The organism is Aureimonas glaciei, assembly GCF_014643375.1.
GTDB lineage: Bacteria > Pseudomonadota > Alphaproteobacteria > Rhizobiales > Rhizobiaceae > Plantimonas > Plantimonas glaciei.
In genome coordinates this window covers 349,753-374,111 of sequence record NZ_BMJJ01000002.1, presented here as the reverse complement: position 1 = coordinate 374,111, position 24,359 = coordinate 349,753, and the positions used below count along the sequence as shown (strand labels likewise).

Here is a 24,359-nt window from a genome sequence, read left to right as displayed (position 1 = left end):
CATGTCTCAAGCTCACGCCCTCCCCGCCAGCACCGAAACCCGCGCCCTCGTCCTCGAGGCCAAGGACAGGCTGTCGCTGCGCGACTGCCCGATCGACGAGACGGTCGGCCCGCACGATGTCAGGATCGCGATCCACACGGTCGGCATCTGCGGATCGGACGTGCATTTCTACACCCACGGCGCGATCGGCCCCTTCATCGTCAAGGCGCCGATGATCCTCGGCCACGAGGCCTCGGGCATCGTCACCGAAGTCGGCAGCGACGTCGCCACGCTGAAGGTGGGCGACCGCGTCTGCATGGAGCCGGGCATTCCGAGCCCGACGGCCAAGGCGACGCAGCTCGGCCTGTACAATCTCGATCCCGACGTCCGCTTCTGGGCGACGCCGCCGGTGCACGGCGTGTTGCGCTCCAGCGTCGTCCATCCGGCCGCCCTCACCTTCAAGATTCCCGACAACGTCACTTTCGCCGCCGCAGCCATGGTCGAGCCGCTGGCCGTCGGCGTCCATGCCGTGACCAAGGCGCGGGCCGCGCCCGGCCACGTCGCCATCGTCATCGGCGCCGGGCCGATCGGCCTCGTCACCGTGCTGGCGGCGCTCGCCGGCGGCGCCTCGCACGTCTTCGTCAGCGATCTCGACGACACCAAGCTCGACCTCGCCCGCACGCTCGGCGCCGTGACGACGGTGAATGTCGGACGGGAGAAGCTCGCCGACGTGGTGAAGGCCGCGACCGAAGGCTGGGGCGCCGACGTGATCTACGAATGCTCGGGTTCGGAACGGGCCGTCGCCGGCATCTTCGAGCCGCTCTGCCCCGGCGGCGTCCTCGTCTTCGTCGGCATCCCGATGTCGCCGGTGCCCTACGACGTCGCCTCGGCGATGGTGAAGGAGGCGCGGGTCGAGCACGTCTTCCGCTACGCCCACGTGTTCCCGCGCTGCGTCGCCATGCTCGCCTCCGGCACGATCGACGTCGCGCCGCTGATCACCCGCACCTTCGCCTTCGAGGACAGCGTCGAGGCCTTCGAGATTGCCGCCTCGGCACCCAAGGGTGAGGTGAAGATGCAGATCGTGATGGGCCTCGACGGAAAATAGACCGCCGCACATCGCGGCAAACCGGCGGGCTTTGGGAGGAGCGCAATGGAGTTCGACGGCAGACAAGTGATCGTCACCGGTGCCGGCAAGGGCATCGGCCGGCACACGGCGCAGCTTCTGGCCGCGCGCGGGGCACAGGTGACCGCGCTGTCGCGGTCACAGGCCGATCTCGATTCGCTGAGGGCCGAGATCGGCGGCCGCTCGATCGCCGTCGATCTCGAAGACAAGGTGGCAGCGCGGCAGGCGGCGGAAGCCGCGCTGCCGGCCGACCTCCTCGTCAACTGCGCCGGCATCAACATCCTCGAGCCGTTTCTCGAGATGCAGGACGAGAGTTTTGACAAGATCCAGGCGGTGAACGTGCGGGCGACGGCGATCGTCTCGCAGGTCTTTGCCCGCGACCTCGTCCGCCGGGGCGTGAGCGGGGCGATCGTCAACGTCTCCTCGCTCTCCTCCTTCTTCGGCTTTCCCGACCATGCCGCCTATTGCGCCTCCAAGGGGGCGATGGACGGGCTGACGCGGGTGATGGCGAAGGAACTCGGGTCCCACGGCATACGCGTCAACGCCGTCAATCCCGGCGTCACCCTCACCGATCTCGCCCGCGTCGCCTGGTCCGCGCCGGAAAAGGGCGGGCCGATGCTGGCCCGCACGCCGCTCGGCCGCTTCGCCGAGACCGGGGACGTCGCCGAGGTGATTCTCTTCCTCCTCTCCGACCGGGCTGCCATGCTGACGGGTCTGGCCCTGCCGATCGACGGAGGTTTTCATGTCGTCTGAGGCCAGCCCGCCGATCATCGAACTGCGGAAAGTGTCGAAGGCTTTTGGCCCGGTGGTGGTGCTGAAGGAAGTGGACTTCGACCTGCGCGCCGGCGAGGTGCACGCGCTGATGGGCGAGAACGGCGCCGGCAAGTCGACGATGATCCGCATCATGTCCGGTGCCCACCGTGCCGATGCGGGCGCGCTCGTCGCCGACGGGCGGACCACCCGCTTCGCCAGCCCCCGCGAGGCACAGGCCGCCGGCATCGCCGTGGTGCACCAGGAGCTTCTGCTGTTTCCCTCGCTGACGGTGGCGGAAAACATCTTTCTCGGCCATGCGCCGAAAACGCGGTTCGGCACGCTCGACTGGCCGGCGATGCGAGAAAGGGCGCGCGCCCTCCTCGACCGGCTCGACTGTCCCGATCTCGATGTCGACCAGAAGGTGGTGAAACTGTCCGTCGCCGACCGGCAGCGGGTGGAGATCGCCCGCGCGCTGTCGCGCGACGCACGCGTGTTGATCATGGACGAGCCGACGGCGGCGCTCGCCGAGAGCGACGTGAAGCGCCTCCTCGACGTCATCCGCTCGCTGCGCCAGGCGGGCGTCGGCATCGTCTATGTCAGCCACCGCATGAACGAAATCTTTGAGATCGCCGATCGCGTCACCGTCCTGCGCGACGGGGCGACGATCGCGACGAAGCCGATCTCGGACGTCACCGAGGCCCAGCTCGTCTCGATGATGGTCGGGCGCGACATCGCCCAGCTGTTCCCGTGGGAGGATATCCCGATCGGTCGCAAGGTGCTGGAGGTCCGCGGCCTGACGCTCGACGGCGTCGTATCGGACATCTCCTTCGACCTGCATGCCGGCGAAATCCTCGGCGTCGCCGGCCTCGTCGGCTCCGGCCGCACCGAAATGGCCGAGACCATTTTTGGCGTCCGGCCGGCCACATCCGGCGAGATCCGCATCGACGGCACCAAGGTCACGGTCGACGGCGTGCGCACCGCCATCGACAACGGCATTGCCTATGTCCCCGAGGACCGCGCGCTGCACGGCCTCGTGCGGGCGCAGTCGATCCGCGACAACGTCTCGATGGCGATCCTCGACCGGCTGGTCAAAGGCGGCACCGTCGACCGGGCGAAGGAAAATGCGCTCGCCGTCGACGCCATCGCCCGGTTCCAGATCCGCGCCCGTGGTCCCGGCCAGACCGTCTCGCAGCTTTCCGGCGGCAACCAGCAGAAGGTCGTGCTGGCGAAATGGCTGGCGACGAACCCGCGCATCCTCATCCTCGACGAGCCGACGCGCGGCATCGACATCGGCGCCAAGACCGAGATCCACAAGCTGATGAACCAGCTGGCGCGCCAGGGTCTGGCCATCCTGATGATCTCCAGCGAACTGCCGGAGGTGCTGGGCATGAGCGATCGCATCGTGGTGATGAATGCCGGCCGGCTGTCCGCGACTTTCTCGCGCGAGGAGGCGACGCCTGATGCCGTCGGCGCGGCGATGATGGCCGGGCGGACTGCAACGGGAGCTGCCGCATGACCGCGCCGGACACGGCCGCCCCGACCCGGCGCGCTTTGCGCGTGCCGCGCGTCGGCGGGCTCGGCCAGGAGCTGCTGCTCCTCGTCGCCATCGTCGCGCTGTTCGCCTTCGTCGGCTGGATGAACCCGCGCTTCCTGTCGCAGAACAACCTGACCGCCATCTTCGTCGGCAACGCCTATATCGCGGTGGCCGCCATCGGCATGTCGATGGTGATCATCTCAGGCCATATCGACGTCTCGATCGGCGCGCTGATCGGGGTGCTGGCCACCGTCTCGGGCCTCATCGCCACTTCAGGCTACCCCGTCTGGCTTGCCTGGCTGGTGCCGCTTCTGGCCGGCGGGGCGATCAACGCCTTCGTCGGCGCGCTCATCGCCTATGCCAAGGTGCCCTCGATCATCGCGACGCTCGCCATGCTGTCGATCCTGCGCGGCGGGCTGATCGTGGCGACCGGCGGTGCCTGGATCTCCAACCTGCCGCCGAGCTTCCAGCTGGCGCAGTTCCGCCTGCTGCAGGTGCCCTCGCCGGTCTGGTTCATGGTCGGCATGACGCTTCTGGCCGCTCTCCTCCTTCGCCACACCGCCTTCGGCCGCTCGATCTACGCCGTCGGCAGCAATGCGGAAGCGGCGGAAGCGAGCGGCATCGCCTACAAGCCGACCATCGTCAAAGTGTTCGCGCTGCACGGCGTCATCGGCGGCATCGCGGCGGTGCTCTTCGCCACGCAGCTGCAGGTGATCCAGTCGACCGTGCCGAACGGGCTCGAACTCATCATCATCACCGCCTCGGTCGTCGGCGGCGTGTCGATCCTCGGCGGCATCGGCACGGTCATCGGCTCGACGCTGGCGGCGATCCTGTTCGCCACCATCGGCGCCGCGCTGATCTTCCTCAACGTCTCGGCCTACTGGCTGCGGGCGGTGCAGGGCATCCTCATCCTTGGCACCGTGCTCGCCGACATGGCGCGGCGCAAGAAGACCGGCTGAGGAGAGATGAGATGACCGCCCGCCTTCTCCTCCGCCACGAAGCGATCCTCGGCCTGTTGCTGGCGCTCGCCCTCGGCGTTCTCGCCTTTCAGACCGAGAGGTTTCTGACCACCGCAAATCTCCTCAACCAGGCGCGGCTGATGACGGAGGTCGGGCTGATCGGCGTCGTCATGACCTTCGTCATCATCACCGGCGGCATCGACCTCTCCGTCGGCTCGATCCTCGGCCTCTGCGCCATCCTGATCGGGGTGTTCTGGAAGACGCTGGGGCTGCCTTTGCCCGCCGCGATGGCGCTGGTCGTCGTCGTCGGCACGCTCTGCGGCCTCGTCAACGGGCTGATCATCACCCGCTTCAAGGTGCCGCCGCTGATCGCGACGCTGGCGACGCTCGCGCTCTACCGGGGCCTTGCCGAAGGCATCAGCCAGGCCCGGTCGATCCGCGGCTATCCCGAATGGTTCTTCGCCCTGGGCCAGGGCAGCCTTCTCGGCATTCCGACGCAGCTCTGGCTGTTCGCCGTGGTCGCCGCCGTCGGCTTCTACGTCCTGCGCTTCACCACCTTCGGCCGCGCCACCTATCTCATCGGCAACAACGAGGCGGGCGCGCTCTATTCCGGCATCGACGTCGCCGGCACGAAACTCTGGATCTATTCGGCCTCGGGCTTCGTCTCGGCGCTGGCCGCCATCGTCTTCGTCAGCCGCGTGTCGACGACGCGCTCGGACATGGGCAACGGCATCGAGCTCGACGTCATCACCGCCGTCGTCCTCGGCGGCACCTCGATCTTCGGTGGCCGCGGCATGCTGGTCGGCACGCTGCTCGGCCTCTGCCTCGTCCAGGTCTTGAAGAACGGCCTGGCGCTGTCGGGCGTGCGCGGCGACGGCACGATCATCGTCATCGGCGTGGTGCTGATTTTCGCCGTGCTGATCTCGAACTTCCTCAGCCGCTACAGCGACGACTGAGGCTCAGCCGGGCGGCGCCGGAAGAGCACCGCCCTTTTCGCACCCTGTGGGAGGAAACCAGCATGAAGAAGATCACGATCGGCCTCTATCTCGGCGCCAGCCTGTTGGCCGCGCCCGCCTTCGCCCAGAGCGCCTGGACGGGCGGCGACGAGCTGCCGGCCAATCCGCTCGCCTGCGACGCCAGCGTCGCGACGGCCGCGCCCGGCGAATACAATGGCGGCGTGCCGACCAACGCCCCCGACCGCAAGGGCAAGAACCTCACGGTCGTCGACATCCCGAAACTGATCGGCGTCGGCTACTTCAACTCCACCGCCGCCGGCATCCAGGAAGCGGCCAAGGAGCTCGGCACCATGACCGTCACAACGGACGGGCCGACCAAGGCGAACATCGACGAACAGGTGACTTTCATCGACAACTACATCACCTCCGGCGTCGACGGCATCCTGTTTGCCGCCAACGATCCGGTCGCCATCGCGCCGGTGCTGAAGCGGGCGCTGGAAGCCGGCATCAACGTCGTCGGCTACGACGCCGAGGCCGAGCCCGATGCGCGCCAATGGTTCGTCAACCAGGCCGAGCCGAACGGCGTCGCCAAGGCGATGATCGACCAACTCGCCTCGGAGATCGGCGAGGAAGGCTCCTTCGCCATCGTCACCTCGACGTTCACCACGCCGAACCAGGCGCGCTGGATCTCGGAAATGGCCGGCTATGCCGAAAAATGCCATCCGAAGCTGAAGTTCCTGGAGACAGTCGAGGCGCAGGAGGACAACATCCTGTCCTTCAACCAGGCGCAGACCCTCATCAACAAGCATGGCGACGAGCTGAAGGGCATTCTCGGCATGACCTCGGTCGCGACGCCCGCCGCCGCCGAGGCGGTGCAGCAGAACCAGCTCTGCGGCAAGGTCTCGGTCGTCGGCCTCGCTCTGCCCAATGCCATGAAGCCCTACGTCAACAACGACTGCATCAAGTCGACCATCCTCTGGTCGACCGTCGATCTCGGCTATGCCGCGGGCATGGTGATGCGCGCCGTCGCCGACGGCACGCTGCAGCCGGGCGCCACCGAGTTCGAAGCCGGCCGCCTCGGCAAGCTGCAGGTGGTCAACCAGAGCCAGATCCTGCTCGGCCTGCCGAAAGTGTTCACCAAGGCGGATATCAACGACTTCGACTTCTGAAGCTTGAAAACCTTCTTCTCCCCTTGGGGGAGAAGGTGCCCCGAAGGGGCGGATGAGGGGGCACGGGTGGAGGGTTTCCGCCCACGTGGCCCCCTCTTCCGGCCGTCGCTTCGCGCCGTCCACCTTCTCCCCGGAGGGGAGAAGAATGGCGCCCCTTCTTGTGACGCTTCAATCCAACAAAAGAGCCCGCCCGGATCGCTCCGGGCGGGCTCTTCATGTCAGCCTCGTTGCAAAGCCTCAGGCCTTGCCGGACGTCCCGGTCACGGTGCCTTCAGCAACCGCCACCTCGGTGGCGGCGACGCGGACACGGCGGCGGGTGCGCCAGTCGCCGAGGAAGAGCAGGATCGGCGCGGCGATGAAGACCGAGGAGCTGGCCGCGACGAGAATGCCGAAGACCATCGGCACGGCAAAGCTCTCGACCGCGCTGCCGCCCCAGATCGCCAGGGGCAGCATCGCGAGGAACGCGGTGATCGAGGTGTACAGGCTTCGCGCCAGCGTCTCGTTGATCGACTTGTCGATCATGTCGCGCATCGGCATCGCCTTGTAGAGCCGCATGTTCTCGCGCATGCGGTCATAGACCACGACCTTGTCGTTGACGGAATAGCCGATCAGCGTCAGCAGCGCCGCGATGGCCGTGAGGTTGAACTCGATGCCGGTGAGGGCGAAGAAGCCCACCGTCTTGGTCACGTCGAGGATCAGCGTGGCGATCGCGCCGACGGCGAAGGGCCATTCGAAGCGGAACCAGATGTAGAACATCATCGCCAAACTGGCGAGGATGACCGAGATCCAGCCGGCCTGGGCCAGCTCGCCGCTGACCTTCGGGCCCACCACTTCGGTGCGCTCGATCTTGGCGGTAGGATCGATGCTGGCGACAGCCGTGCGGATCTGCGCGACGGCCTCGTTCTGCGCCTCTTCGCCACCCGGCTGGCGTTCGGCGCGGAGCAGCACGCTGTTCGGCTCGCCGAACTGCTGCAGACCGACGCCGCCGAGCCCGAGCGCCTCGAGCCCGGTGCGCATGGCCGCCAGATCCGTCGGCCCCTCGGTGCGCACTTCCATCTGGATGCCGCCCTTGAAGTCGACGCCGTAGTTGAGGCCGGGCGACAGGAACAGGATGATCGAGGCGATCGACAGCACGGCCGACACGCCGATGCCGAAGAACCGGCCCTTCATGAAGCGGATCTTGGTGTTGTCCGGGATCAGCTTGATGCCGAACAGCGGCTCGATGCGGATCGTCTTCAGGCGCCAGCGGCGGACGATGGCGGTCATCACCACCTTGACGATCGACACGGCCGTGAACATCGAGATGGCGATGCCGAGGAACATGGTGATGGCAAAGCCGCGCACCGGGCCGGTGCCGAAGTAGAACAGGATGGCGGTGGCGATCAGCGCGGTGACGTTGGAATCGACGATGGTCGAATAGGCCTTGGAGAAGCCGGCATCGAGCGCCGGGAAGGCGCCGAGCCCCTTGCGGCTCTCCTCGCGAATGCGCTCGTTGATGAGGACGTTGGCGTCGACCGCGAGGCCGATGCCGAGCACGATGCCGGCAATGCCCGGCAGGGTCAGCGTCGCCCCGAGAATGCTGAGCGCGCCAAAGGTCAGGATGACGTTGAGGGCGAGGGCGAAGTTCGCCAGAAGGCCCCAGCGGCCGTAGAGCACGAACATGAACAGGAAGACGAAGCCGAAGCCGACGAGGCCGGAGACGATGCCGCGCTCAATGGCGTCGGCACCAAGATCGGCGCCGACCGTGCGCTCCTCGATCACCGTCAGCGGCGCCGGCAGCGCGCCGGCGCGCAGCAGCGCCGAGAGCACGGTCGATTCCTCGACGGTGAAGTTGCCGCTGATCTGGCCCTGGCCGCCGGTTATCGGCTCGCGGATCACGGGCGCGCTCAGCACCTTGCCGTCGAGGACAATGGCGAAGGGCCGTCCGACATTGGCGCGGGTGATGTCGGCAAATTCGCGTGCACCGGTGGAGTCGAAGGTGAAGGAGACGATCGGCTCGTTGGTCTGCGAGTTAAAGCCCGGACGCGCGTCCGTCAGCCGCTCGCCGGACAGGGCGACCCGGTCCTCGATCGGATAGGTGGTGGTGCCGTCGGCATCGGGCAGCATGGTGACGCCCGGCGTGTTGGCGCCGCCATTGTCCGACAGCATGTGGAAGCTCATCTGCGCGGTCGAGCCGAGCAGTTCGCGCAGCCGCGCCGGATCCTGGACGCCCGGGAGCTGGACGAGGATGCGGTCGGCGCCGACGCGCTGAATCGTCGGTTCGGAGACGCCGACCTGATCGATGCGCTGGCGCACGATCTCGAGGCTCTGCTGGATCGCCTGCGTGGTGCGGTCGGAAAGGCCGGCCTCGGTCAGGGCAACCCGGATCTGGGCGCCGCTGCCGGAGATGTCGAGGTCGGACGCCGTGGTCGCGCCGAAGGCGGACGGAGCGAGCGGCACGGAGAGGGCCTGGATCAGCGGCAGGGCCTTGTCGCGATCAGCCTCGGTGGCGAGCGTCGCGGTGACCGCATTGGCGTCGCCGCGGACCGAGCGGATCGGGATCCGCGCGTCGCGCAGCGTCGAACGGACCTGGTCCTGCAGCGCGCGCAGCCGGTCGGCCTTCAGCGTGACGCCGTCGACCTCGAGCACGAGATGCGAGCCGCCGGAAAGATCGAGGCCGAGGCTGACCGCGTGCTTGGGCAGGAAAGCGGGGAAGTTTGCCCGCTGCTGTTCCGTAAAGAGATTGGGCAGAGCGGCGAGCAGGCCGAAGAAGATGATGACGGCATAGAGGCCGAGCACCCAGCGGGACGTGCGCATGGACGGTTCCGAATAATGCGTCGCCTGCCGGGGGGCGGCATGGCGGGAGAACGAAAGGGAGAAGCGGGGCCGCTAGGCGGCGTCAGGCCGGAAGGCGCGGCGGCGCACGGGCCTGGAAGGGCGGGCCGGCAAGGCCGCCGGGCACAGCCAAAGCGGCCAGCGCCGGCGTGGCGCGACGGGCGCCGAGAGACAGGAAGGCGACGGACTCGGCCGCAAGCGCGGGATCGCCGCCCGCGGGCGCGGCCTGCTGCTTGCCGTCCTTGGCCCTCAGATCGGTCCCGGCGAGCTTGGCGAGATCGCGCAGCCGCGGCGCCGAGGAGCCGAGGCTGTTGCCGGCCTGCCGTGCGACCGCCGCCTGCCGTTCGAGACCGGAAAGCGGGCCGACGGACAGACCCCATTGCAGGAGACACAGCGACGCCAGAACCCACAGGAGCGGCACGGCGCGGTGCCGTCGGTCGTCTCGCAAGGGGGCGCGGTTGGGCTGCATCGGTCCTGTCAGTTTCGCCGGTTTCTGAGGCCTATAGCAGGACAATGGGGGCTTTGCACGTCACGGAAGGGAAAGGTGATCGCCGGCGATAGATGGGCGCTCCCCCAAACGCTAGTCATCATCGGGCTTGACCCGACGACCCATGCCGAAACGGGGGAGTGGCACGGCCCCAGCAGGACAAGACTTGTCAGCTTTTATGGAGCAGTGAACCGCAGCGGCGGTTGAAGAGCTTCGGCATGGGTTCTCGGGTCAAGCCCGAGAATGACTATGTTTCGAAGGTTCGCGTTCGACGACCGAAGACAGCTATTGCCCTCTGAACCCGCCCGAAGAGCGGTTTTCTTTCCAGTCGTCATCCTCGGGGCCGTAGCCCCGGGGATGACGAGCCCTGTACGTCTGCACGACTGGGTAATCGTACCCGACCGCACCGCGCCCCTGCCATCGGCAACCAGAACGTCGCTACAGCGCCAGATATTGCAGCCGGAGTTCCTTGTTGTCGATCATCTCCTGCGCCGAGCCGTCGAACACGACCTCGCCCATTTCCAGCACGATCGCCCGGTCGGCGAGATGCAGCGCGGCGACGGCGTTCTGTTCGACGAGGATGGTGGTGATGCCGAGACCTTTGATCTCCTCGACGATGCGCTCGATTTCCTGCACGATGACCGGGGCGAGGCCCTCATAGGGCTCGTCGAGGAGGAGAAGTTTCACCTCGCGGGCGAGCGCCCGGGCGACCGCCAGCATCTGCTGCTCGCCGCCGGACATGGTGATGCCCTCCTGCGTGCGGCGCTCGGCGAGGCGCGGGAAATGCTCGTAAATGCGCTCCAGCGACCAGCCGATCGGCTTCTGGATCTGGGCGAGCTTGAGGTTTTCCTCGACCGTCAGGCCGGCGATGATGCGCCGGTCCTCGGGCACGAGCTGGACGCCGGCCTGCGCCGCCTCGTGGCTCTTCATCAGGTGCAGGGGCGCACCGTCGAGCCAGATCTCGCCGCCCTTCAGCGCCGGCGTGGTGGTGCGGGCGATGGTGCGCAGCGTCGAGGTCTTGCCGGCGCCGTTGCGGCCGAGCAGCGCCAGGATCTCGCCTTCGCGCACCTCGAAGGAAACGCCCTGCACGATATAGCTCTCGCCGTAATAGGCGTGGATGTCGCGCACCGACAGGAAGGGTTTTGCCGCCACCGAGGGCACGGCGCCGGGCGCGAGGCCAACGGCCGGGACGGAGCGCGGGGACAGGGTGCCGTGGACGTCGCTCATAGATGGGCTCCCCCGAGATAGGCTTCCTGGACGCGCGGGCTCGCCTTGATCTCGGCGGGCGTGCCTTCCGCGATCACCGTGCCCTGCGCCATGACGCTGACGGTCTCGGCCAGCGAGAAGACGACGTGCATGTCGTGCTCGATGATCACCTTGGTGATGCCGCGGCCGGCGATCTTCTTCAGGAGTTCGACCGTGTTGTTGGTGTCGGCGCGCGACATTCCGGCGGTCGGCTCGTCGAGGAGAAGGAGTTTCGGCTTCTGGACCAGGCACATGGCGAGCTCCAGCCGGCGCTTGTCGCCGCGCGACATGGAATCGACGCGCTGGTCGCGCTGGTCGGCGAGCTGCAGGTCTTCCAGGATGTGCTCAGCCTCCTCGCGGATTTCGGCGCGACCGAGCGCGCGCTTCCACAGATTGATGCGGAAGGAGCCGTCGTGGCGGGCGAAGGCCGGGATCATGACGTTCTCGAAGACGGTGAGCTCGCCAAAGGTTTCCGGCGTCTGGAAGACGCGGGCGATGCCGGCCTGGTTGATCTCATGGGCCTTGCGGCCGAGCAGCGAATGGCCGGCGAAATCCACCCTGCCCTCGTCCGGCACGATGCGGCCGACGAGGCAGTTGAGCAGCGTCGACTTGCCCGCGCCGTTCGGCCCGATGATGGCGTGGACGCTGCCCTCCTTGACGTTGAGGTTGACGTTGTCGAGGGCGCGCAGGCCGCCGAAACGCTTGTTGACGCCGCTGATCGAAAGAATGGTCATGCCGTGCCCCTCACTTCGCAGGCGAAACGGGGGACGGCGGCGTACCGGCGGCCCGGGCGCTCGGCTTCGACCAGAGCCCGCCGATGCGCTTGAAGCCTTCCATCAGGCCGCCCGGCAGGAAGATGACGAGGACCATGAAGAGGATGCCGAGCGTGAGGTTCCAGCCCTCGCCAACGAAGGGGCTGGTGATCGCGACCATGAAGCTCTGCAAGCCATCCGGCAGGAAATCAAAGAAGCGGGTGAGAACACCGTCATTGAAGGAGGAGAAGATCTGCTCGAGATATTTCATCACCGCCGCGCCGAGGACGGGGCCGAGCAGCGTGCCGACGCCGCCGAGAATGGTCATCAGCACCACCTCGCCCGAGGCCGTCCACTGCATCCGGTCGGCGCCGGCGAGCGGATCGGTGACCGCCAGGAGGCCGCCGGCAAGCCCGGCATACATGCCGGAGATGACGAAGGCGGTGAGGAGATAGGGCCGCGTGGCAAAGCCCGTGAAGCCCATGCGGTTCTGGTTCGACTTGATGGCGAGCAGCATCATGCCGAAGGTCGAGTTCTTGATCTTCATGGTGATGGCGAAGGCGATGACGAGGAGCGTGGCGCAGAAGTAGAAACCGGACCAGCCCTGCAGCGCCATGCCGAAGAAGTTCGGCGACGGGATGCTGGTCCCGGCATCGCCCAGCATCCGGTCGAGGACGCGCGGATCGGTGCGCGCGATCTGCAGGCCGGTCTCGCCGTTGGTGATCGGGGTCAGCACGGAATAGGCCAGATTGTAGGACATCTGCGCGAAGGCGAGCGTCAGGATCGAGAAGTAGATGCCCGAGCGCCGGAGGCTGACATAGCCGATGCCGAGCGAGAAGATCGCCCCGATCAGGACGGCAAAGGGCACGGCGAAGATGACGTTCATCGACACCAGCTTGAACATCCAGACCGCGGCATAGGAGCCGGCGCCGAGGAAGGCGGCATGGCCGAAGGAGAGGTAGCCGGAGAACCCGAACAGGATGTTGAAGCCGAGGGCGAAGATGCCGAAGATCGCGAACTTCTGCAGGATGTCGGGATAGCCCGCCCCGATCGGCGCCAGCCAGATCGGCATGGTGAAGACGGCAATGGCGAAGACCACCAGAAGCAGGGCGTCACGCCCCTGGCCGGAGGACAGGCGCTGGCTGAGGGACGGCGCGGCGACAGGCCGGCCGGACGGCGTGGTGGCGGCGGACCGCTCGATCGTGGTGCTCATCGCCTCAGGTCTCCATGACGCCGCGGCGTCCCATCAGGCCGCGCGGCCGCACCAGAAGCACGACGACGGCGACGAGGTAGATGATGATCTGGTCGATCCCCGGCACGACCGCCTTGACCTCGGTCATCGAGGCGAAGGACTGGAGGATCCCCAGGAGGAAGCCGGCCAGCACCGCGCCCGGCAGCGACCCCATGCCACCGACGACGACGACGACGAAGGACAGGACGAGGAAATCCATGCCGAGATGGTAACTCGGCGCCAGCACCGGCGTGTACATCACCCCGGCAAGACCGGCGACCAGCGAGGCCAGCGCGAAGACGATGGTGAAGCGCTTGCCGATGTTGATGCCGAGCAGTCCCACCGTCTCGCGATCGGCCATGCCAGCCCGCACCACCATGCCGAAAGTCGTGAACTGCAGGAAGGCGAAGACGGCGGCGATGATGATCAGCGAGAAGGCGAAATAGACGATGCGCCAGGTCGGGTAGGAAAGGTTGGCCGCACCGATCAGCCAGCCGACATCGGTCGAACCGGAAAAGGCGGCCGGAGCGTTCAGCGGGATCGGATTGGCGCCGAAGAAGGACTTGACGACCTCCTGCAGGACGATGGCGAGGCCGAAGGTGACGAGGATCTGCTCGGCATGGCTGCGCTTGTAGAAGAAGCGGATCAGCCCGCGCTCCATGATCAGCCCGACGAGCAGCATGACCGGAATGGTGAGGAGGATCGACAAGGGCACGGCCCAGTCGAGGAGAACCGTGCCGGTCTTGCCGAACCAGATCTCGGCATAGGGCACTTCCTTGTAGGCCTCGAAGAAGGTGATGCTCTCGTCGCGGACCTTTTCGGAAATGGTGAGCATGCGGGAGAAGGCGACGGCGCAGAAGGCGCCGAGCATGAACAGCGCCCCATGGGCGAAATTGACGACGCCGAGCGTGCCGAAGATCAAAGTGAGACCCAGCGCGATCAGCGCATAGGCTCCGCCCTTGTCGAGACCGTTCATGATTTGAAGAAAGATGGCGTCCATGTGCTCCCCTGGTCGCACGGCATCGGCTGTCATGGCGAAAGAGCTGCCGGCCTGCCGGCAGCCCTCTCCTCTTCCGTCTCAGATCAGGCGGCGCACATCTTGGCGTCCGCGGGGCCGAGCTCGCCGCCGAAGATCGCGGGATCGTAGGTCACGGTGTCGCGCGGCACGGTCTTGACGATCTCCATCAGGTCGAACTGGTTCGCCGGCGCCTGCTTGCCGCGCACGACCAGAACGTCCTTGAAGCACTGGTGATCGGAGCCGCGGTAGAGCGTCTTGCCGTTGCCGAGGCCGTCGAACTCGAAGTCCTCCAGCGCCTTGATCACTTCCGGCGGATAGAAGGTGCCGGCCATTTCCGCGGCATTGGCGTAGAGCAGGGTCTGCGCGTAGCAGGTCTGGGCGGCCTGCGAGGGCGGGGTGCCGTAGACGGCGCCGAAGGACTTCGAGAAGGCCTTCGTCGCCTCGTCTTCCAGCTTCCAATCCCAGTTGGCGGTGCCGAGAATGCCCTTCACCGCGTCGCCGGCGCCCTGCGCCATCAGCTCGGAGAACAAGGGCACGACGATCTCGAACTGCTTGCCGCCGACCATCTTGCTCTTCATGTCGAACTGGGTGACGGCCTGGCGCAGCGAGTTGACCATGTCGCCGCCGTAGTGGTTCAGGATCAGGACGTCGGCGCCCGAGTTCAGGACCGGCGTCAGATACTGCGAGAAGTCGCCGGCGCCGAGCGGGGTGCGGACGGCCTGCATGGTCTTCCAGCCGAGCGCCTCGGTGGCGTTCTTCATCGACTCTTCCTGGGTCCAGCCCCAGGTGTAGTCGGCCGTCAGGTGGTAGGCGGTGCGGTCCTTGCCGTATTCCTCGCCGAGCACCGGGCCGAGCGCGACGCCCGACATGTAGGCGTTGAAGAAGTGGCGGAAGCCGTAGCGCCGCTTGTCCTTGCCGGTGGTGTCGTTGGAGTGCGTCAGGCCGGCCATGAACAGGACGCCCATGTCCTGGCACAGCGACTGCACCGCGATGGCCTCGGCCGAGGACGAGCCGCCGGTGATCATGATCGCGCCGTCGGCCTCGACCATGCGCTTGGCGGACGCGCGGGCCATGTCGGCCTTGGTCTGGGTGTCGCCGGTGACGAAGACGACCTTCTTGCCGAGAATGCCGTTGCCCTTCAGGCTCGACGGCTTGAACAGCGGGATCATGCCGCCGTCGCCCTCGCCGTTCAGATGCTGGACGGCGAGCTGGTAGGCGCGCAGTTCATCGGCACCTTCGTCGGCATAGGCGCCGGACTGCGGCACGTTGAAGCCGAGCGTCACGGTCGCGCCGGTCGGGTTGTTGCAGAAGGCCTGGTCCTGGGCCCAGGCGCCGCGCGTGAAAATGTGCGGCATCATCAGGCCTGCGCCGGCGGCGGCGCCGGTCCTCAGCAGCTGGCGACGGTTCCAGCCCGTCTTGATAATCGTCATCGAAATCCTCCCAGAGTGTCGAAGCCCACAGAACCCAGACCGTCGCCGGACTTCACGCCTGTGTTCGGCGCATTTCCCCGGTCCGGCGATTTGAATTGCTGACATCTGTTTCATGCCAGCAGCGGTTTTGACTATGCTACTTTAGGGGAAAGAGCGTTCATCCGGCGGTTCTGCTGCGCTTCCAGCCACCACCACAACAGATATGCTGCAACGCACAAAGACCATCCTCACTTAAGATCGAACCGGCCGCCCGGCCTCACGCCTTAACGTTGGGTCAGGATTGCCCCGGCGCGCCGGCAGGGGACCGAGGCGCCCAGGCGGGAGCCTTCCGATCTTCCTCCTTGCCGGGAGACCGGATGGTGGACGGGACGGACGATCTGCGACCGCCCCCGCCTCCCGCGCTCAGTCGATGCGCTTCTCGGTCTCCGCGTCGAAGAGATGGACGTTCTCGGGCGCGACGGTGAGGCCGACGAGCGTGCCGGCGGCGCGCTTCTCGCTGCGCGGCACGACGGCGACGGTGTCGCGCCCGTCGATCATCACGTGCAGCTGCACGTCGGCGCCGGTCGTCTCCGACAGGATCACCTCGCCGTGAATGTGGCCGCCGGCGGCGACTGCCAGATCGTTTGGGCGCACGCCGAGAGTGACGCGCTGCCCCGGCCGGGCGCGGCTTCCGGCCGGGATCGGGATCGACACGCCCGGCGCCTGGAACACCGGCGCGCCGTCCGCCACGGCGATCTCGCCATCGATGAAGTTCATCGACGGCGAACCGATGAAATCGGCGACATATTTCGAATTCGGCCGCTCGTAGATCTCGTCGGGCGAGCCGATCTGGACGATCTTGCCGCCCTGCAGGAGGACGATCTTGTCGGCCATGGTCATCGCCTCGATCTGGTCGTGCGTGACGTAGACCGTCGTCGTCTTCAGCCGGTCGTGCAGCTGCCGGATCTCCAGCCGCATATGGGCGCGCAGCTTGGCGTCGAGATTGGACAAGGGCTCGTCGAACAGAAAGACCTCGGCCTCGCGCACCATGGCGCGGCCCATGGCGACGCGCTGGCGCTGGCCGCCGGAGAGTTCCTTGGGATAGCGGTGGAGATAGTCGGTCAGGTTGAGGATGGAAGCGGCCTGCTCGACCTTGCGCCGCACCTCGGCCTTCGGGACTTTTGCCACCTCGAGGCTGAAGGCGATGTTGTCGTAGACCTTCATCGTCGGATAGAGCGCGTAGTTCTGGAAGACCATGGCGATATCGCGGTCGCGCGGATGCTTGTCGTTGACCCTCGTGTCACCGATCAGGAGATCGCCGGCGGAGATGCTTTCGAGGCCCGCGGTCATCCTCAGAAGGGTGGTCTTGCCGCAGCCGGAGGGGCCGAGGAGCACGACGAACTCGCCATGCTCGATGCGGAACGAGACGTCGCGCATGATCTCGACCGCCCCGTAGGACTTTCCGATCTTGCGGTATTCGACACTGGCCATGATCGATGGATTCCTTGGACTAGGCGGTCCCGGTCGCGGATCGCTGCGGCACGGTCCCGGCGGCCAGAAGGCCAGTCGGGGTTGGCACGTCCGGCGCGTCAGTAGCGCTGGCGCGTCGGGGTGATGCAGATCTCCTGGACGAGGGCGTTCTGCGGCATCTGGTAGGTCGAGAGGATGAGGTCGGCGACGTGCTCGGGGCCGATGCCGCCGCCGATCGCCGCCTTGTTGGCCTGGTAGGCGGCCAACGTGCCGGCGTCCTTGACCCCCGACAGGACCTCGGTCTCGATCACGCCCGGCGAGATCACCTGGACGCGCACGTCGTAGGCCGAGAGATATTCGCGCAGGCTCTCGGACACGGCATGGACGAAAAATTTCGTGCCGCAGTAGACGGTATGGTCGGGATAGACCTTTCGGCCGGCGATCGAGCTCATCATCACCAGCGTGCCGCGGCGGCGGGCGATCATGCCGGCCATCACGGCGTGGACGGTGTTCATCACACCCTTGGTGTTGATGTCGATCATCGCGTCCCAGTCTTCCGGCGGCTGCGTCGCGATGTCGGCGAGATGGGCGACGCCGGCATTGGCGAACATGAGGTCGACCGGGCCGAAAGCCGCCTCGCCGTCGGCGACGGCGGCGGCGAGCGCGGCACGGTCGCGCACGTCGACCTGGCGCAGCACGGCGTCCGGCAGGTTCAGCGCCGCCATGCGGTCGAGCCGCCGCGCCATCAGCAGCAGCGGGTAGCCGGCGCGGGAGAAGGCGATGGCGGTGGCTTCGCCGATGCCGGAGCTGGCGCCGGTGATCGCGATCAGGGGCTTGTCGGTCATGGCGCGTCCTTGGGCGGGTCGTCGAAGCGGCTGGTCGAAACTGGGCGGCGGCGCTGGGACGCCGCCGCGGCGGGCGTTGCCGCCCGACATGCCGGCGCGGGGGAGAGCCCGCGCCGGAATGGAGGCACCGTCAGCCAGCGAGGATGCCGGTGACCTTGGCGGCGATGTCGTCCATCGCCTCCTTGGGGCTGGCGAATTCGCCGGCGAAGTAGCGGCCGAGACCGACTGGGATCGTGTCGCTGGAGATTTCCGCCCATTCCGGCAGGTCGGGCTCGGAGCCCATGTGCTTGGCGATGGTCTCGCGCACCACCGGCAGATGGCGCGTGGTGCCGGCGCCGACGCGGGCATTGGCGAGTACGCGCGGGTCGTCGTAGACGCTGGTGCGGGTCGGCCCGGTGCCGCCGCCGAGCACGGTGATCAGCGCCTGCGTGTCGGCCGAGGTCGCCCACTGCATGAACACCCAGGCGGCGTCCGGGCTCTTGGAGTATTTCGACACGGCGAGGCTCGACCCGCCCTGGTGGCCGACGCCCGGGATCTCGCCGAAGCCGGTCTTGTCGGGGGTGATCAGGCTGTTTGCCCGCGGCGGCACGGCGGCCTCCATCAGGCCGGAGATCTGGCCGGACTTCGGATCGTCGAAGAAGGGGAAGAACTCGCCCCAGGACAGCATCGACGCCGCGACGCCCTGGCTGACCGACTGGCCCTGCCCGTCCCATGTCCAGCCGTTGACGCCGGGCGGCATCGTCTTGTGCAGCCGGTCCCAGTATTCCATCGCGGCAAGGCCCGCCTCGTTGTTGCCGGCGAATTTCTTGTCGGCGTCGAAGATCTGGCCGCCATGGCCCCAGAGCCAGGCCGTCCAGTCGCATTCCAGGCTGTAATGGCCGGACTTCATCTGGCCCGACGTGCCGTACATCGCCGGCCCCTTGGCATCGGTGATCGCCTTGGAGTTCTCGTAGAGCTCCTCCAGCGTCTCCGGCGCCTTCAGCTTCAGCTCGTCGTAGATGTCCTTGCGGTACTGCATGATGAAGATCGGGATGTCGTAGGGCACGCCGACCATGGCGTCGCCATACTTGGAAATGCCGTCGACCAGCGCCGGCAGGAAATCGTCGATGTTGTAGTCGGGATAGAACAGGTCGGGCTTGGCCTCGATCTGCTCGCGCGGGTCGAACACATCCTGGGCAAAACTCGCCGCCCAGCTCTGGTCGATATAATAGAGGTCGTAGGTGCCGAGCGAGGAGGCGACGTCGAGGGTCAGCTTCTGCAGCACCTGTTCGAGCGGCAGCACCTCGATCTCGATCTTGATGCCGGTCGCCTGCTCGAAGAAGGGTTTCAGACTGTTGGCGATGGCGTTGGACGGCGGGGTGGATTCGGTCGCCAGCCGCAGCGTCGTGCCGGCGAAGGGTTTGCCGACGTCGCCGAGCCATTTCATCATCTCGGCCGAGGGTTCCATCGAGCCCTGCGCATAGGCCGGGGTGCCGAGGCCGAGGAAGGGCCGGCCGCCGCCCATGCCGGCGCCGAGCGCACCGGCGGCGAGCCCGAGCTTGCCCGCCGCGCGCAAAAAGCTGCGGCGGTCCATCGTGCCCCTGACATAGCGATCGGTGATCGATGCCAGGAAATTCTTGCGCTGCCAGTCTCTCATCGTCCGGTCTCCTCCCAATCCGGCAGTTGCGCGCCCGCCTGCCGCCTGCGGGTATTCGCTCCGCCCCTCTCCGGGGGTCGGGTCGATCACTGTTTCAGCGAGCCCATGGTAAGGCCGCGCACGAGATGCTTCTGGACCGCCAGGACGAAGATGAAGGCGGGCACGATGGCGGCGGCGCCGAGCGCGGCCATGTTGCCCCAGGCGGTGCCGACCGAGGTGACGAAGGTGGTGGAGACCACCGGCACGGTCTTGATGCCCGTCTGCGTCAACGTCAGCGCGAACAGGAATTCGGTCCAGGAAAAGATGAAGCAGAGCACCGCCGTCGCCGCGATGCCGCCGCGCGCCATCGGCAGAACCAGGCGGCGAAAAATCGTCCAGCGGCTGGCGCCGTCGACCACCGCGCTCTCGTCGATCTCGGCCGGAATGTCGTCGAAAAAACTCTTCATCAGGAGCACGGCGAGCGGCAGGTTCATCAGCGTGTGGATGAGGATCATGCCGAGATAGGTGTCGAGGAGACCCAGCGTCTTGTAGATGAAGAACATCGGGATCGCGACGGCGACCGGCGGCATCATGCGCGTCGACAGCACCCAGCCGACGAACTGGTGCCGGCCCTTGAACTGCATGCGCGACAAAGCGTAGGCCGCGAGCGTCGCGATGATCAGCGCCAGCGCCGTCGAGCCGGTGGCGATGACGATCGAATCCCAGAGCCGCGGCCCCATGTAGAAATTGCCGCCGCCCGGCGTCACCGCCACGGCGCCGCTCTCGGCGAAGGTGATGCCGAAAACCTTCTGGAAATTGTCGAGGGTCGGCGTGAAATTGAACAGGATCGGCGGCCGCGCAAAAATGTCCTTGCCATCGCGGAAGGCGACCGACGTCCAGTAGTAGATCGGGAAGAAGAACAGCCCGACCAGCGTCCAGGCGGCCAGCATGCGGACCATGCGGGGAAAGAAGGCGGCGCGCATTACCACTTCACCTTTGCCAGCTTGATGAAGAGATTGGCGACGACGACGATGATCGCGAGCGTCACCAGGCTGAGCGTGGCGCCATAGCCCCATTTCAGGAAGCTGAAGGTCTGCTGCCAGGCGTAGAGGCTGAGCGTGTAGGTGGCGGTGCCGGGTCCGCCCGAGGTCATGACGAAGACGTAGTCGAAGGCACGGAAGACATCGATGCCGCGCAGCAGGATGGCGATGGCGATCACCTTCGACATCATCGGCAGGGTCAGCCGGGTGAAGGTCTGCCAGGGGCTCGCACCGTCGATCAGCGCCGCCTCATAGGGCTCGGACGGCAGGGCACGGAGGCCGGCGAGCAGGATCAGCACCATGAAGGGCGTCCACTGCCAGATCTCGGCCAGCAGCACGCCGGCCAAAGCGAGGCTGGGAGTCGACAGGATCGGCGACCCGGGATCGAGCAGGCCGAGCGCCTGCAGCATCATGGTGATGACGCCGAACTGCGGGTCCTCCATCAGGAGGTACATCATGCCGACGATCGCCGGCGGGATGACCAGCGTCATCGTCAGGAGGCCACGCAGGAAGCCGAAGCCGGGCTCGTCGCTGTCGAGCAGCAAAGCGATGGTCATGCCGAGCACGAGTTCGACCGACAGAGCGACGACGAAATAGGTGACGGTGACGCCGAGCGACTGCCAGAACCGGGCATCGGCGACGAGCTGCGACCAGTTGGCGAGGCCCACGAACTGCAGCGCCCGCTTGCGCGGGACGAACTCGTGAAAGCTCAACCAGATGTTGTAGAGAAGCGGAAAGACGGTGAAGACAAGGAGGATCGCCACCAGCGGCAGCAGCCAGGGCCAGGGGTGATCGGACACCACGGTGCGGCGCAGTCGCGTCGAGACCAAAGACTTCCTCCCGATGCACGCCGGAATGTCTCTATGAACATTTTTCCGGTCATTGTGCATTTGTTCAAAATTGGTATAGCTCGCAGCAGGCCTTGGCAAGCGGCTTTTTGACCGGTGCCGCGCCGCGCCGGAACGGCCGCCTCGATCGGTGCAGGAAGCGCGGCCGGCGACCCGGCGTCCGCCCGTGCGAGGCGGACCCGGCGCGGGCCGGACAGGAGAAACGATGAGCCAGGAAGATCTTCTCGCGCGGGTCGCCCATCTCTATTACGTCCTCGGCGAAACCCAGCAGGTCATCGCCCAGCGCCTCGGCATGACGCGGATCCGAGTGCACCGCCTCCTGGCGGAAGCGCGAGAGCAGGGCGTGGTCCAGGTCCAGATCCGCAGCCAGACGGGCGCCACCCTGGACCTCGAGCACCGGCTGGCGGAGCGGTTTGCCCTCGCCGCTTGCCGGGTGACGCCCAGCGACGAAAGCCCCGACCATAGCCTCTCGCAGATCGTCGGCAGCTATGCCGCGCCCTTCGTGGCACCGATGCTGCAGCCCCCCCTGACGGTGGCCATGGCCTGGGGCGTGACGCTGCAGTCGCTGGCAGGCGCAATCGAGCCGGTAGGATCGACCGGCGAGGACACGGTGACCGTGGTCCCGCTGCTCGGCTCGCTGTCGCGGCGCTCCTCGATCGACCGCTACGAGGCCGGCACGCTTCTCGCGCAGCGCTTGCATGCGGAATGCTACTACCTTCCAGGCCCGATCTTTACCGATACCAAAGCGAGCCGCGAGGCGATCCTGCAGCAGCCGCTCGCACAGGAAGTGATCGCGCTGGCGCTCTGCGCCGATCTGGCGCTGGCCAGCGTCGGCGGCACCGATTGCGGCACGCTGCGCAGCGTCGGCTATTTCTCCGACGCGGTCTTCGCCGAGGTCCTGGCGCTCGGCGCGATCGGCAATTTCCTCGGCTATTTCATGGATGCGCAGGGCCGCATCGTCGATCATCCCGCCAATGAATGCGTCGTCGGCGTGCATCCCTTCGATCTCGGCGGCGTGCCCTGCCGCGTGCTCGTCTCGGGCGGCACGTCGAAGGCGCCGATGATGCGCATGCTTCTGGAGCGCGGCACCTTCACCCATCTCGTCACCGACGCGGCGACGGGGCGCGCGCTGCTGCAGGAGGGCTGAGGCCCGGCTCACAGATGCCGCAGCGCGAGGCGCGCGACGCCGACGGCCGCATCGCCATGCGCGGCCGGCACGGTGGGCAGGCCGACCAGACGCGCGCGGATGGCCTGGAAGGCGGCGCTCTTCGTGCCGCCGCCGACGGCGAAGAGGCGCAGCGGTCTCGCGGCGCCGGCCGTGGCCAGTGCCGCGTAGCCGGCCGCCTCGATGCGCGCGAGGCCCTCGTAGAGACCCTGGAGATAACGGACGTCGTCTTCCGGGCGCGGCGTCAGCCGCGCCGCCAGCGCCGGATCGCTGACGGGAAAGCGCTCGCCGCGCCCGACCAGGGGATAGAAATCCTGGCCGGTATCCTCTGAGGGGCGCAGCGCCGCCTCCAGCCGCTGCAGGTCGACGGGCGAGAAGATCGCGGCGATCGCCGCGCCGCCGGCATTGGAAGCCCCGCCGGCCAGCCAGAGATCGCCGATGCGGTGCGAATAGATGCCCATTTCCGGCGCGAAGACCGGCCCGTCCGAGAGGATCTTCACCGTCAGCGTCGAGCCTAGCGAGGACACCGCGTCGCCCGGACGGCTGGCCCCCGTGGCGAGGAAGCTGGCGCAACCGTCGGTGCAGCCGGCGACGACAAGGGTGTCTTCGGCCAGGCCGAGTTCGCGGGCAAAGGCGCCGGCCGCCTCCCCCAGCACCGCGCCGCAGGGGACGACGCGCGGCAAAAGGTCGATGGCGAGGCCGGTGGCGGCGATCCAGTCTGGCCAGCGCCGTATCACCGGATCGTAGCCGGTCTTCAGCGCATGGCTTTCGTCGGAAATGCCAGGCTCCCCGGTCAGGAGCCCGTTCAGCCAGTCGGCCTGGTGGACGAGGCGGACGGGATGGCGGGCGAACTGCAGGAACAGGGCCCGCGCCAGCCCCGACATGGCGCCGCGCGCCGCGGTCTCTCCAGGCGCCACGGCGTCGATCGCCGGGGCGAAACGCGCGCCGCTGGCATCGTTGTACATCAGCGCATCGCCGATCGGGCGGTCGGCGGCGTCGAGGCCGAGGATCGTGCCGGAAGTCGCGGCGGTCGCCACGGCCCTGACGCAGGCGAGGTCGATCGTGCCACCCAGCCGGCCGACGACCTCGGCGATCGCCGCGCGCCAGATCGCCGGACGCTGGCGCACCAGGCCATCGCTCCGGCGTGGTGCCGGCATGGCCGTCGCCGCCTTTGCGACGACCGTGCCGTCCGCGGCCAGGGCGGCAACGCGCACGCCCGACGTGCCGACATCGATGCCGAGGGCGAGGTCCCTCATCCCGTGCTCTGACCCATCAGTCCGCCATCGCCTTTTCCTGCAGCCCGTAGGAGCCGAAACCCCGCGCTGTGGCGGCGATGTCCGCATCGCTGAGGATCACCGGTCCGCCCTCGAGCTGCAGGCTGTAGAAATACTGCTTGGCGATGGTCTCCAACTCAACCGCCCGCCACATCGCCTTGTCCAGGCTCTCGCCGAGCGCGATCGTGCCGTGATTGGCGAGGAGGCAGGCGGTCCGCCCCTCCAGCGCCTCGAGCGCCGTCGCCGAGAGTTCCGGCGTGCCGTAGACGGCGAAATCCGAGCAGCGCACGTCGTTGCCGCCGAAGGCGGCGATCATGTAGTGGCAGGCCGGAATGGGTTTTCGCGCGATGGCGAGCGTCGTGGCGAAGGTCGGATGGGCATGCACGACCGCGTTGGCGTCCGGCCTGTGGCGCAGAATGTCGCGGTGGAACCGCCATTCCGTCGAAGGCTTCAGCGGCCCGTCCCATTCGAAGGCGTCTCGGTCGACTCGCATGGAGGCGATCATGTCCGGCGTCATCGCGTCATAGGCGGTGGCGCTGGGGGTGATCAGCATGTGGTCGCCGTGACGGGCCGAGATATTGCCCGACGTGCCCTGGTTCAGCCCATTGGCGTTCATTTCCCGGCAGAGCTCGACGATGCGCTGGCGCAGTCTCTTTTCGGTCTTCGACATGTC

Annotated in this window: 21 protein-coding genes; 7 read left to right on the top strand and 14 right to left on the bottom strand. The window is 67.1% G+C overall.

The window, feature by feature from the left end; translation table 11 throughout:
* Position 1 precedes the first annotated feature (1 nt).
* The 6 genes from IEX88_RS05755 (at position 2) to IEX88_RS05730 (ending at position 6,473) form a co-directional block, all read left to right on the top strand.
* Positions 2-1,084, top strand: coding sequence for an NAD(P)-dependent alcohol dehydrogenase (locus IEX88_RS05755; RefSeq protein WP_188849613.1), 1,083 nt, complete (start codon positions 2-4; stop codon positions 1,082-1,084).
* A gap of 45 nt (positions 1,085-1,129) precedes the next feature.
* Positions 1,130-1,855 carry an SDR family oxidoreductase gene (locus IEX88_RS05750; RefSeq protein ID WP_188849612.1) on the top strand — a complete coding sequence of 242 codons (726 nt, stop codon included), beginning with the start codon at positions 1,130-1,132 and terminating at the stop codon, positions 1,853-1,855.
* Positions 1,845-3,371 (top strand): sugar ABC transporter ATP-binding protein, encoded by a 1,527-nt coding sequence (locus IEX88_RS05745; protein WP_188849611.1) that lies wholly within the window; start codon positions 1,845-1,847, stop codon positions 3,369-3,371. Before IEX88_RS05750 ends, IEX88_RS05745 begins: the two co-directional genes overlap by 11 nt.
* The gene (locus IEX88_RS05740; protein WP_188849610.1) at positions 3,368-4,348 is read left to right on the top strand and encodes an ABC transporter permease; all 981 of its coding nucleotides are present in this window, start codon (positions 3,368-3,370) and stop codon (positions 4,346-4,348) included. The genes IEX88_RS05745 and IEX88_RS05740 overlap by 4 nt, the downstream gene beginning before the upstream one ends.
* 11 nt (positions 4,349-4,359) lie before the next feature.
* Positions 4,360-5,304, top strand: a complete 945-nt coding sequence (locus IEX88_RS05735) for an ABC transporter permease (RefSeq protein WP_188849609.1) — start codon at positions 4,360-4,362, stop codon at positions 5,302-5,304.
* A 62-nt stretch (positions 5,305-5,366) separates the two neighbouring features.
* Positions 5,367-6,473: an autoinducer 2 ABC transporter substrate-binding protein gene (locus IEX88_RS05730; RefSeq protein ID WP_188849608.1), complete on the top strand. Its 1,107-nt coding sequence runs from the start codon at positions 5,367-5,369 to the stop codon at positions 6,471-6,473.
* Between the two features lie 237 nt (positions 6,474-6,710).
* On the opposite strand, the gene secD is transcribed toward IEX88_RS05730, so the two are convergent.
* From secD to IEX88_RS05670, 12 genes are all read right to left on the bottom strand, one after another.
* Entirely contained in the window at positions 6,711-9,269 is a 2,559-nt protein-coding gene (gene secD / locus IEX88_RS05725; protein ID WP_188849607.1) for a protein translocase subunit SecD, read from the bottom strand.
* 82 nt (positions 9,270-9,351) lie between these two features.
* Positions 9,352-9,756 (bottom strand): hypothetical protein, encoded by a 405-nt coding sequence (locus tag IEX88_RS05720; protein ID WP_188849606.1) that lies wholly within the window; start codon positions 9,754-9,756, stop codon positions 9,352-9,354.
* 456 nt (positions 9,757-10,212) lie between these two features.
* Positions 10,213-11,001, bottom strand: coding sequence for an ABC transporter ATP-binding protein (locus tag IEX88_RS05715; RefSeq protein ID WP_188849605.1), 789 nt, complete (start codon positions 10,999-11,001; stop codon positions 10,213-10,215).
* Entirely contained in the window at positions 10,998-11,753 is a 756-nt protein-coding gene (locus IEX88_RS05710) for an ABC transporter ATP-binding protein (protein ID WP_188849604.1), read from the bottom strand. The genes IEX88_RS05715 and IEX88_RS05710 overlap by 4 nt, the downstream gene beginning before the upstream one ends.
* 10 nt (positions 11,754-11,763) lie before the next feature.
* Entirely contained in the window at positions 11,764-12,984 is a 1,221-nt protein-coding gene (locus tag IEX88_RS05705) for a branched-chain amino acid ABC transporter permease (protein WP_188849603.1), read from the bottom strand.
* Between the two features lie 4 nt (positions 12,985-12,988).
* The gene (locus IEX88_RS05700) at positions 12,989-14,002 is read right to left on the bottom strand and encodes a branched-chain amino acid ABC transporter permease (RefSeq protein ID WP_188849602.1); all 1,014 of its coding nucleotides are present in this window, start codon (positions 14,000-14,002) and stop codon (positions 12,989-12,991) included.
* Between the two features lie 83 nt (positions 14,003-14,085).
* Positions 14,086-15,450, bottom strand: a complete 1,365-nt coding sequence (locus IEX88_RS05695) for a substrate-binding protein (RefSeq protein ID WP_188849601.1) — start codon at positions 15,448-15,450, stop codon at positions 14,086-14,088.
* Positions 15,451-15,852: 402 nt separating this feature from the next.
* Positions 15,853-16,920, bottom strand: a complete 1,068-nt coding sequence (locus IEX88_RS05690; protein ID WP_188849600.1) for an ABC transporter ATP-binding protein — start codon at positions 16,918-16,920, stop codon at positions 15,853-15,855.
* A 98-nt stretch (positions 16,921-17,018) separates the two neighbouring features.
* Positions 17,019-17,744, bottom strand: coding sequence for an SDR family oxidoreductase (locus IEX88_RS05685; RefSeq protein ID WP_188849599.1), 726 nt, complete (start codon positions 17,742-17,744; stop codon positions 17,019-17,021).
* A 130-nt stretch (positions 17,745-17,874) separates the two neighbouring features.
* The gene (locus IEX88_RS05680) at positions 17,875-19,380 is read right to left on the bottom strand and encodes an ABC transporter substrate-binding protein (RefSeq protein WP_188849598.1); all 1,506 of its coding nucleotides are present in this window, start codon (positions 19,378-19,380) and stop codon (positions 17,875-17,877) included.
* A gap of 86 nt (positions 19,381-19,466) precedes the next feature.
* Positions 19,467-20,342 (bottom strand): carbohydrate ABC transporter permease, encoded by an 876-nt coding sequence (locus tag IEX88_RS05675; protein WP_188849597.1) that lies wholly within the window; start codon positions 20,340-20,342, stop codon positions 19,467-19,469.
* Entirely contained in the window at positions 20,342-21,229 is an 888-nt protein-coding gene (locus IEX88_RS05670; RefSeq protein ID WP_188849596.1) for a carbohydrate ABC transporter permease, read from the bottom strand. The genes IEX88_RS05675 and IEX88_RS05670 overlap by 1 nt, the downstream gene beginning before the upstream one ends.
* Positions 21,230-21,452: 223 nt before the next feature.
* Here IEX88_RS05670 and IEX88_RS05665 point away from each other — a divergent pair, with 223 nt between their 5' ends.
* On the top strand, positions 21,453-22,394 hold the full coding sequence (locus tag IEX88_RS05665) for a sugar-binding transcriptional regulator (protein ID WP_188849595.1): 942 nt from the start codon (positions 21,453-21,455) through the stop codon (positions 22,392-22,394).
* Between the two features lie 8 nt (positions 22,395-22,402).
* Here the strand turns inward: IEX88_RS05665 and IEX88_RS05660 are convergent, their stop codons facing one another.
* Both IEX88_RS05660 and IEX88_RS05655 read right to left on the bottom strand, forming a co-directional pair.
* Complete coding sequence (locus IEX88_RS05660; protein WP_188849594.1) at positions 22,403-23,668, bottom strand: FGGY-family carbohydrate kinase; 1,266 nt, start codon at positions 23,666-23,668, stop codon at positions 22,403-22,405.
* A 16-nt stretch (positions 23,669-23,684) separates the two neighbouring features.
* Entirely contained in the window at positions 23,685-24,356 is a 672-nt protein-coding gene (locus IEX88_RS05655) for a class II aldolase/adducin family protein (RefSeq protein ID WP_188849593.1), read from the bottom strand.
* Positions 24,357-24,359 lie beyond the last annotated feature (3 nt).

Bases quoted from the DNA above. Each gene is read 5' to 3' on its own strand.
- IEX88_RS05700 (WP_188849602.1), bottom strand. From the start codon at position 14,002: ATGGACGCCATCTTTCTTCAAATCATGAACGGTCTCGACAAGGGCGGA.
- IEX88_RS05710 (WP_188849604.1), bottom strand. From the start codon at position 11,753: ATGACCATTCTTTCGATCAGCGGCGTCAACAAGCGTTTCGGCGGCCTG.
- IEX88_RS05745 (WP_188849611.1), top strand. From the start codon at position 1,845: ATGTCGTCTGAGGCCAGCCCGCCGATCATCGAACTGCGGAAAGTGTCG.
- IEX88_RS05685 (WP_188849599.1), bottom strand. From the start codon at position 17,744: ATGACCGACAAGCCCCTGATCGCGATCACCGGCGCCAGCTCCGGCATC.
- IEX88_RS05755 (WP_188849613.1), top strand. From the start codon at position 2: ATGTCTCAAGCTCACGCCCTCCCCGCCAGCACCGAAACCCGCGCCCTC.
- IEX88_RS05655 (WP_188849593.1), bottom strand. From the start codon at position 24,356: ATGTCGAAGACCGAAAAGAGACTGCGCCAGCGCATCGTCGAGCTCTGC.
- secD (WP_188849607.1), bottom strand. From the start codon at position 9,269: ATGCGCACGTCCCGCTGGGTGCTCGGCCTCTATGCCGTCATCATCTTC.
- IEX88_RS05675 (WP_188849597.1), bottom strand. From the start codon at position 20,342: ATGCGCGCCGCCTTCTTTCCCCGCATGGTCCGCATGCTGGCCGCCTGG.
- IEX88_RS05680 (WP_188849598.1), bottom strand. From the start codon at position 19,380: ATGAGAGACTGGCAGCGCAAGAATTTCCTGGCATCGATCACCGATCGC.
- IEX88_RS05750 (WP_188849612.1), top strand. From the start codon at position 1,130: ATGGAGTTCGACGGCAGACAAGTGATCGTCACCGGTGCCGGCAAGGGC.
- IEX88_RS05695 (WP_188849601.1), bottom strand. From the start codon at position 15,450: ATGACGATTATCAAGACGGGCTGGAACCGTCGCCAGCTGCTGAGGACC.
- IEX88_RS05665 (WP_188849595.1), top strand. From the start codon at position 21,453: ATGAGCCAGGAAGATCTTCTCGCGCGGGTCGCCCATCTCTATTACGTC.
- IEX88_RS05735 (WP_188849609.1), top strand. From the start codon at position 4,360: ATGACCGCCCGCCTTCTCCTCCGCCACGAAGCGATCCTCGGCCTGTTG.
- IEX88_RS05730 (WP_188849608.1), top strand. From the start codon at position 5,367: ATGAAGAAGATCACGATCGGCCTCTATCTCGGCGCCAGCCTGTTGGCC.
- IEX88_RS05720 (WP_188849606.1), bottom strand. From the start codon at position 9,756: ATGCAGCCCAACCGCGCCCCCTTGCGAGACGACCGACGGCACCGCGCC.
- IEX88_RS05660 (WP_188849594.1), bottom strand. From the start codon at position 23,668: ATGAGGGACCTCGCCCTCGGCATCGATGTCGGCACGTCGGGCGTGCGC.
- IEX88_RS05740 (WP_188849610.1), top strand. From the start codon at position 3,368: ATGACCGCGCCGGACACGGCCGCCCCGACCCGGCGCGCTTTGCGCGTG.
- IEX88_RS05715 (WP_188849605.1), bottom strand. From the start codon at position 11,001: ATGAGCGACGTCCACGGCACCCTGTCCCCGCGCTCCGTCCCGGCCGTT.
- IEX88_RS05690 (WP_188849600.1), bottom strand. From the start codon at position 16,920: ATGGCCAGTGTCGAATACCGCAAGATCGGAAAGTCCTACGGGGCGGTC.
- IEX88_RS05705 (WP_188849603.1), bottom strand. From the start codon at position 12,984: ATGAGCACCACGATCGAGCGGTCCGCCGCCACCACGCCGTCCGGCCGG.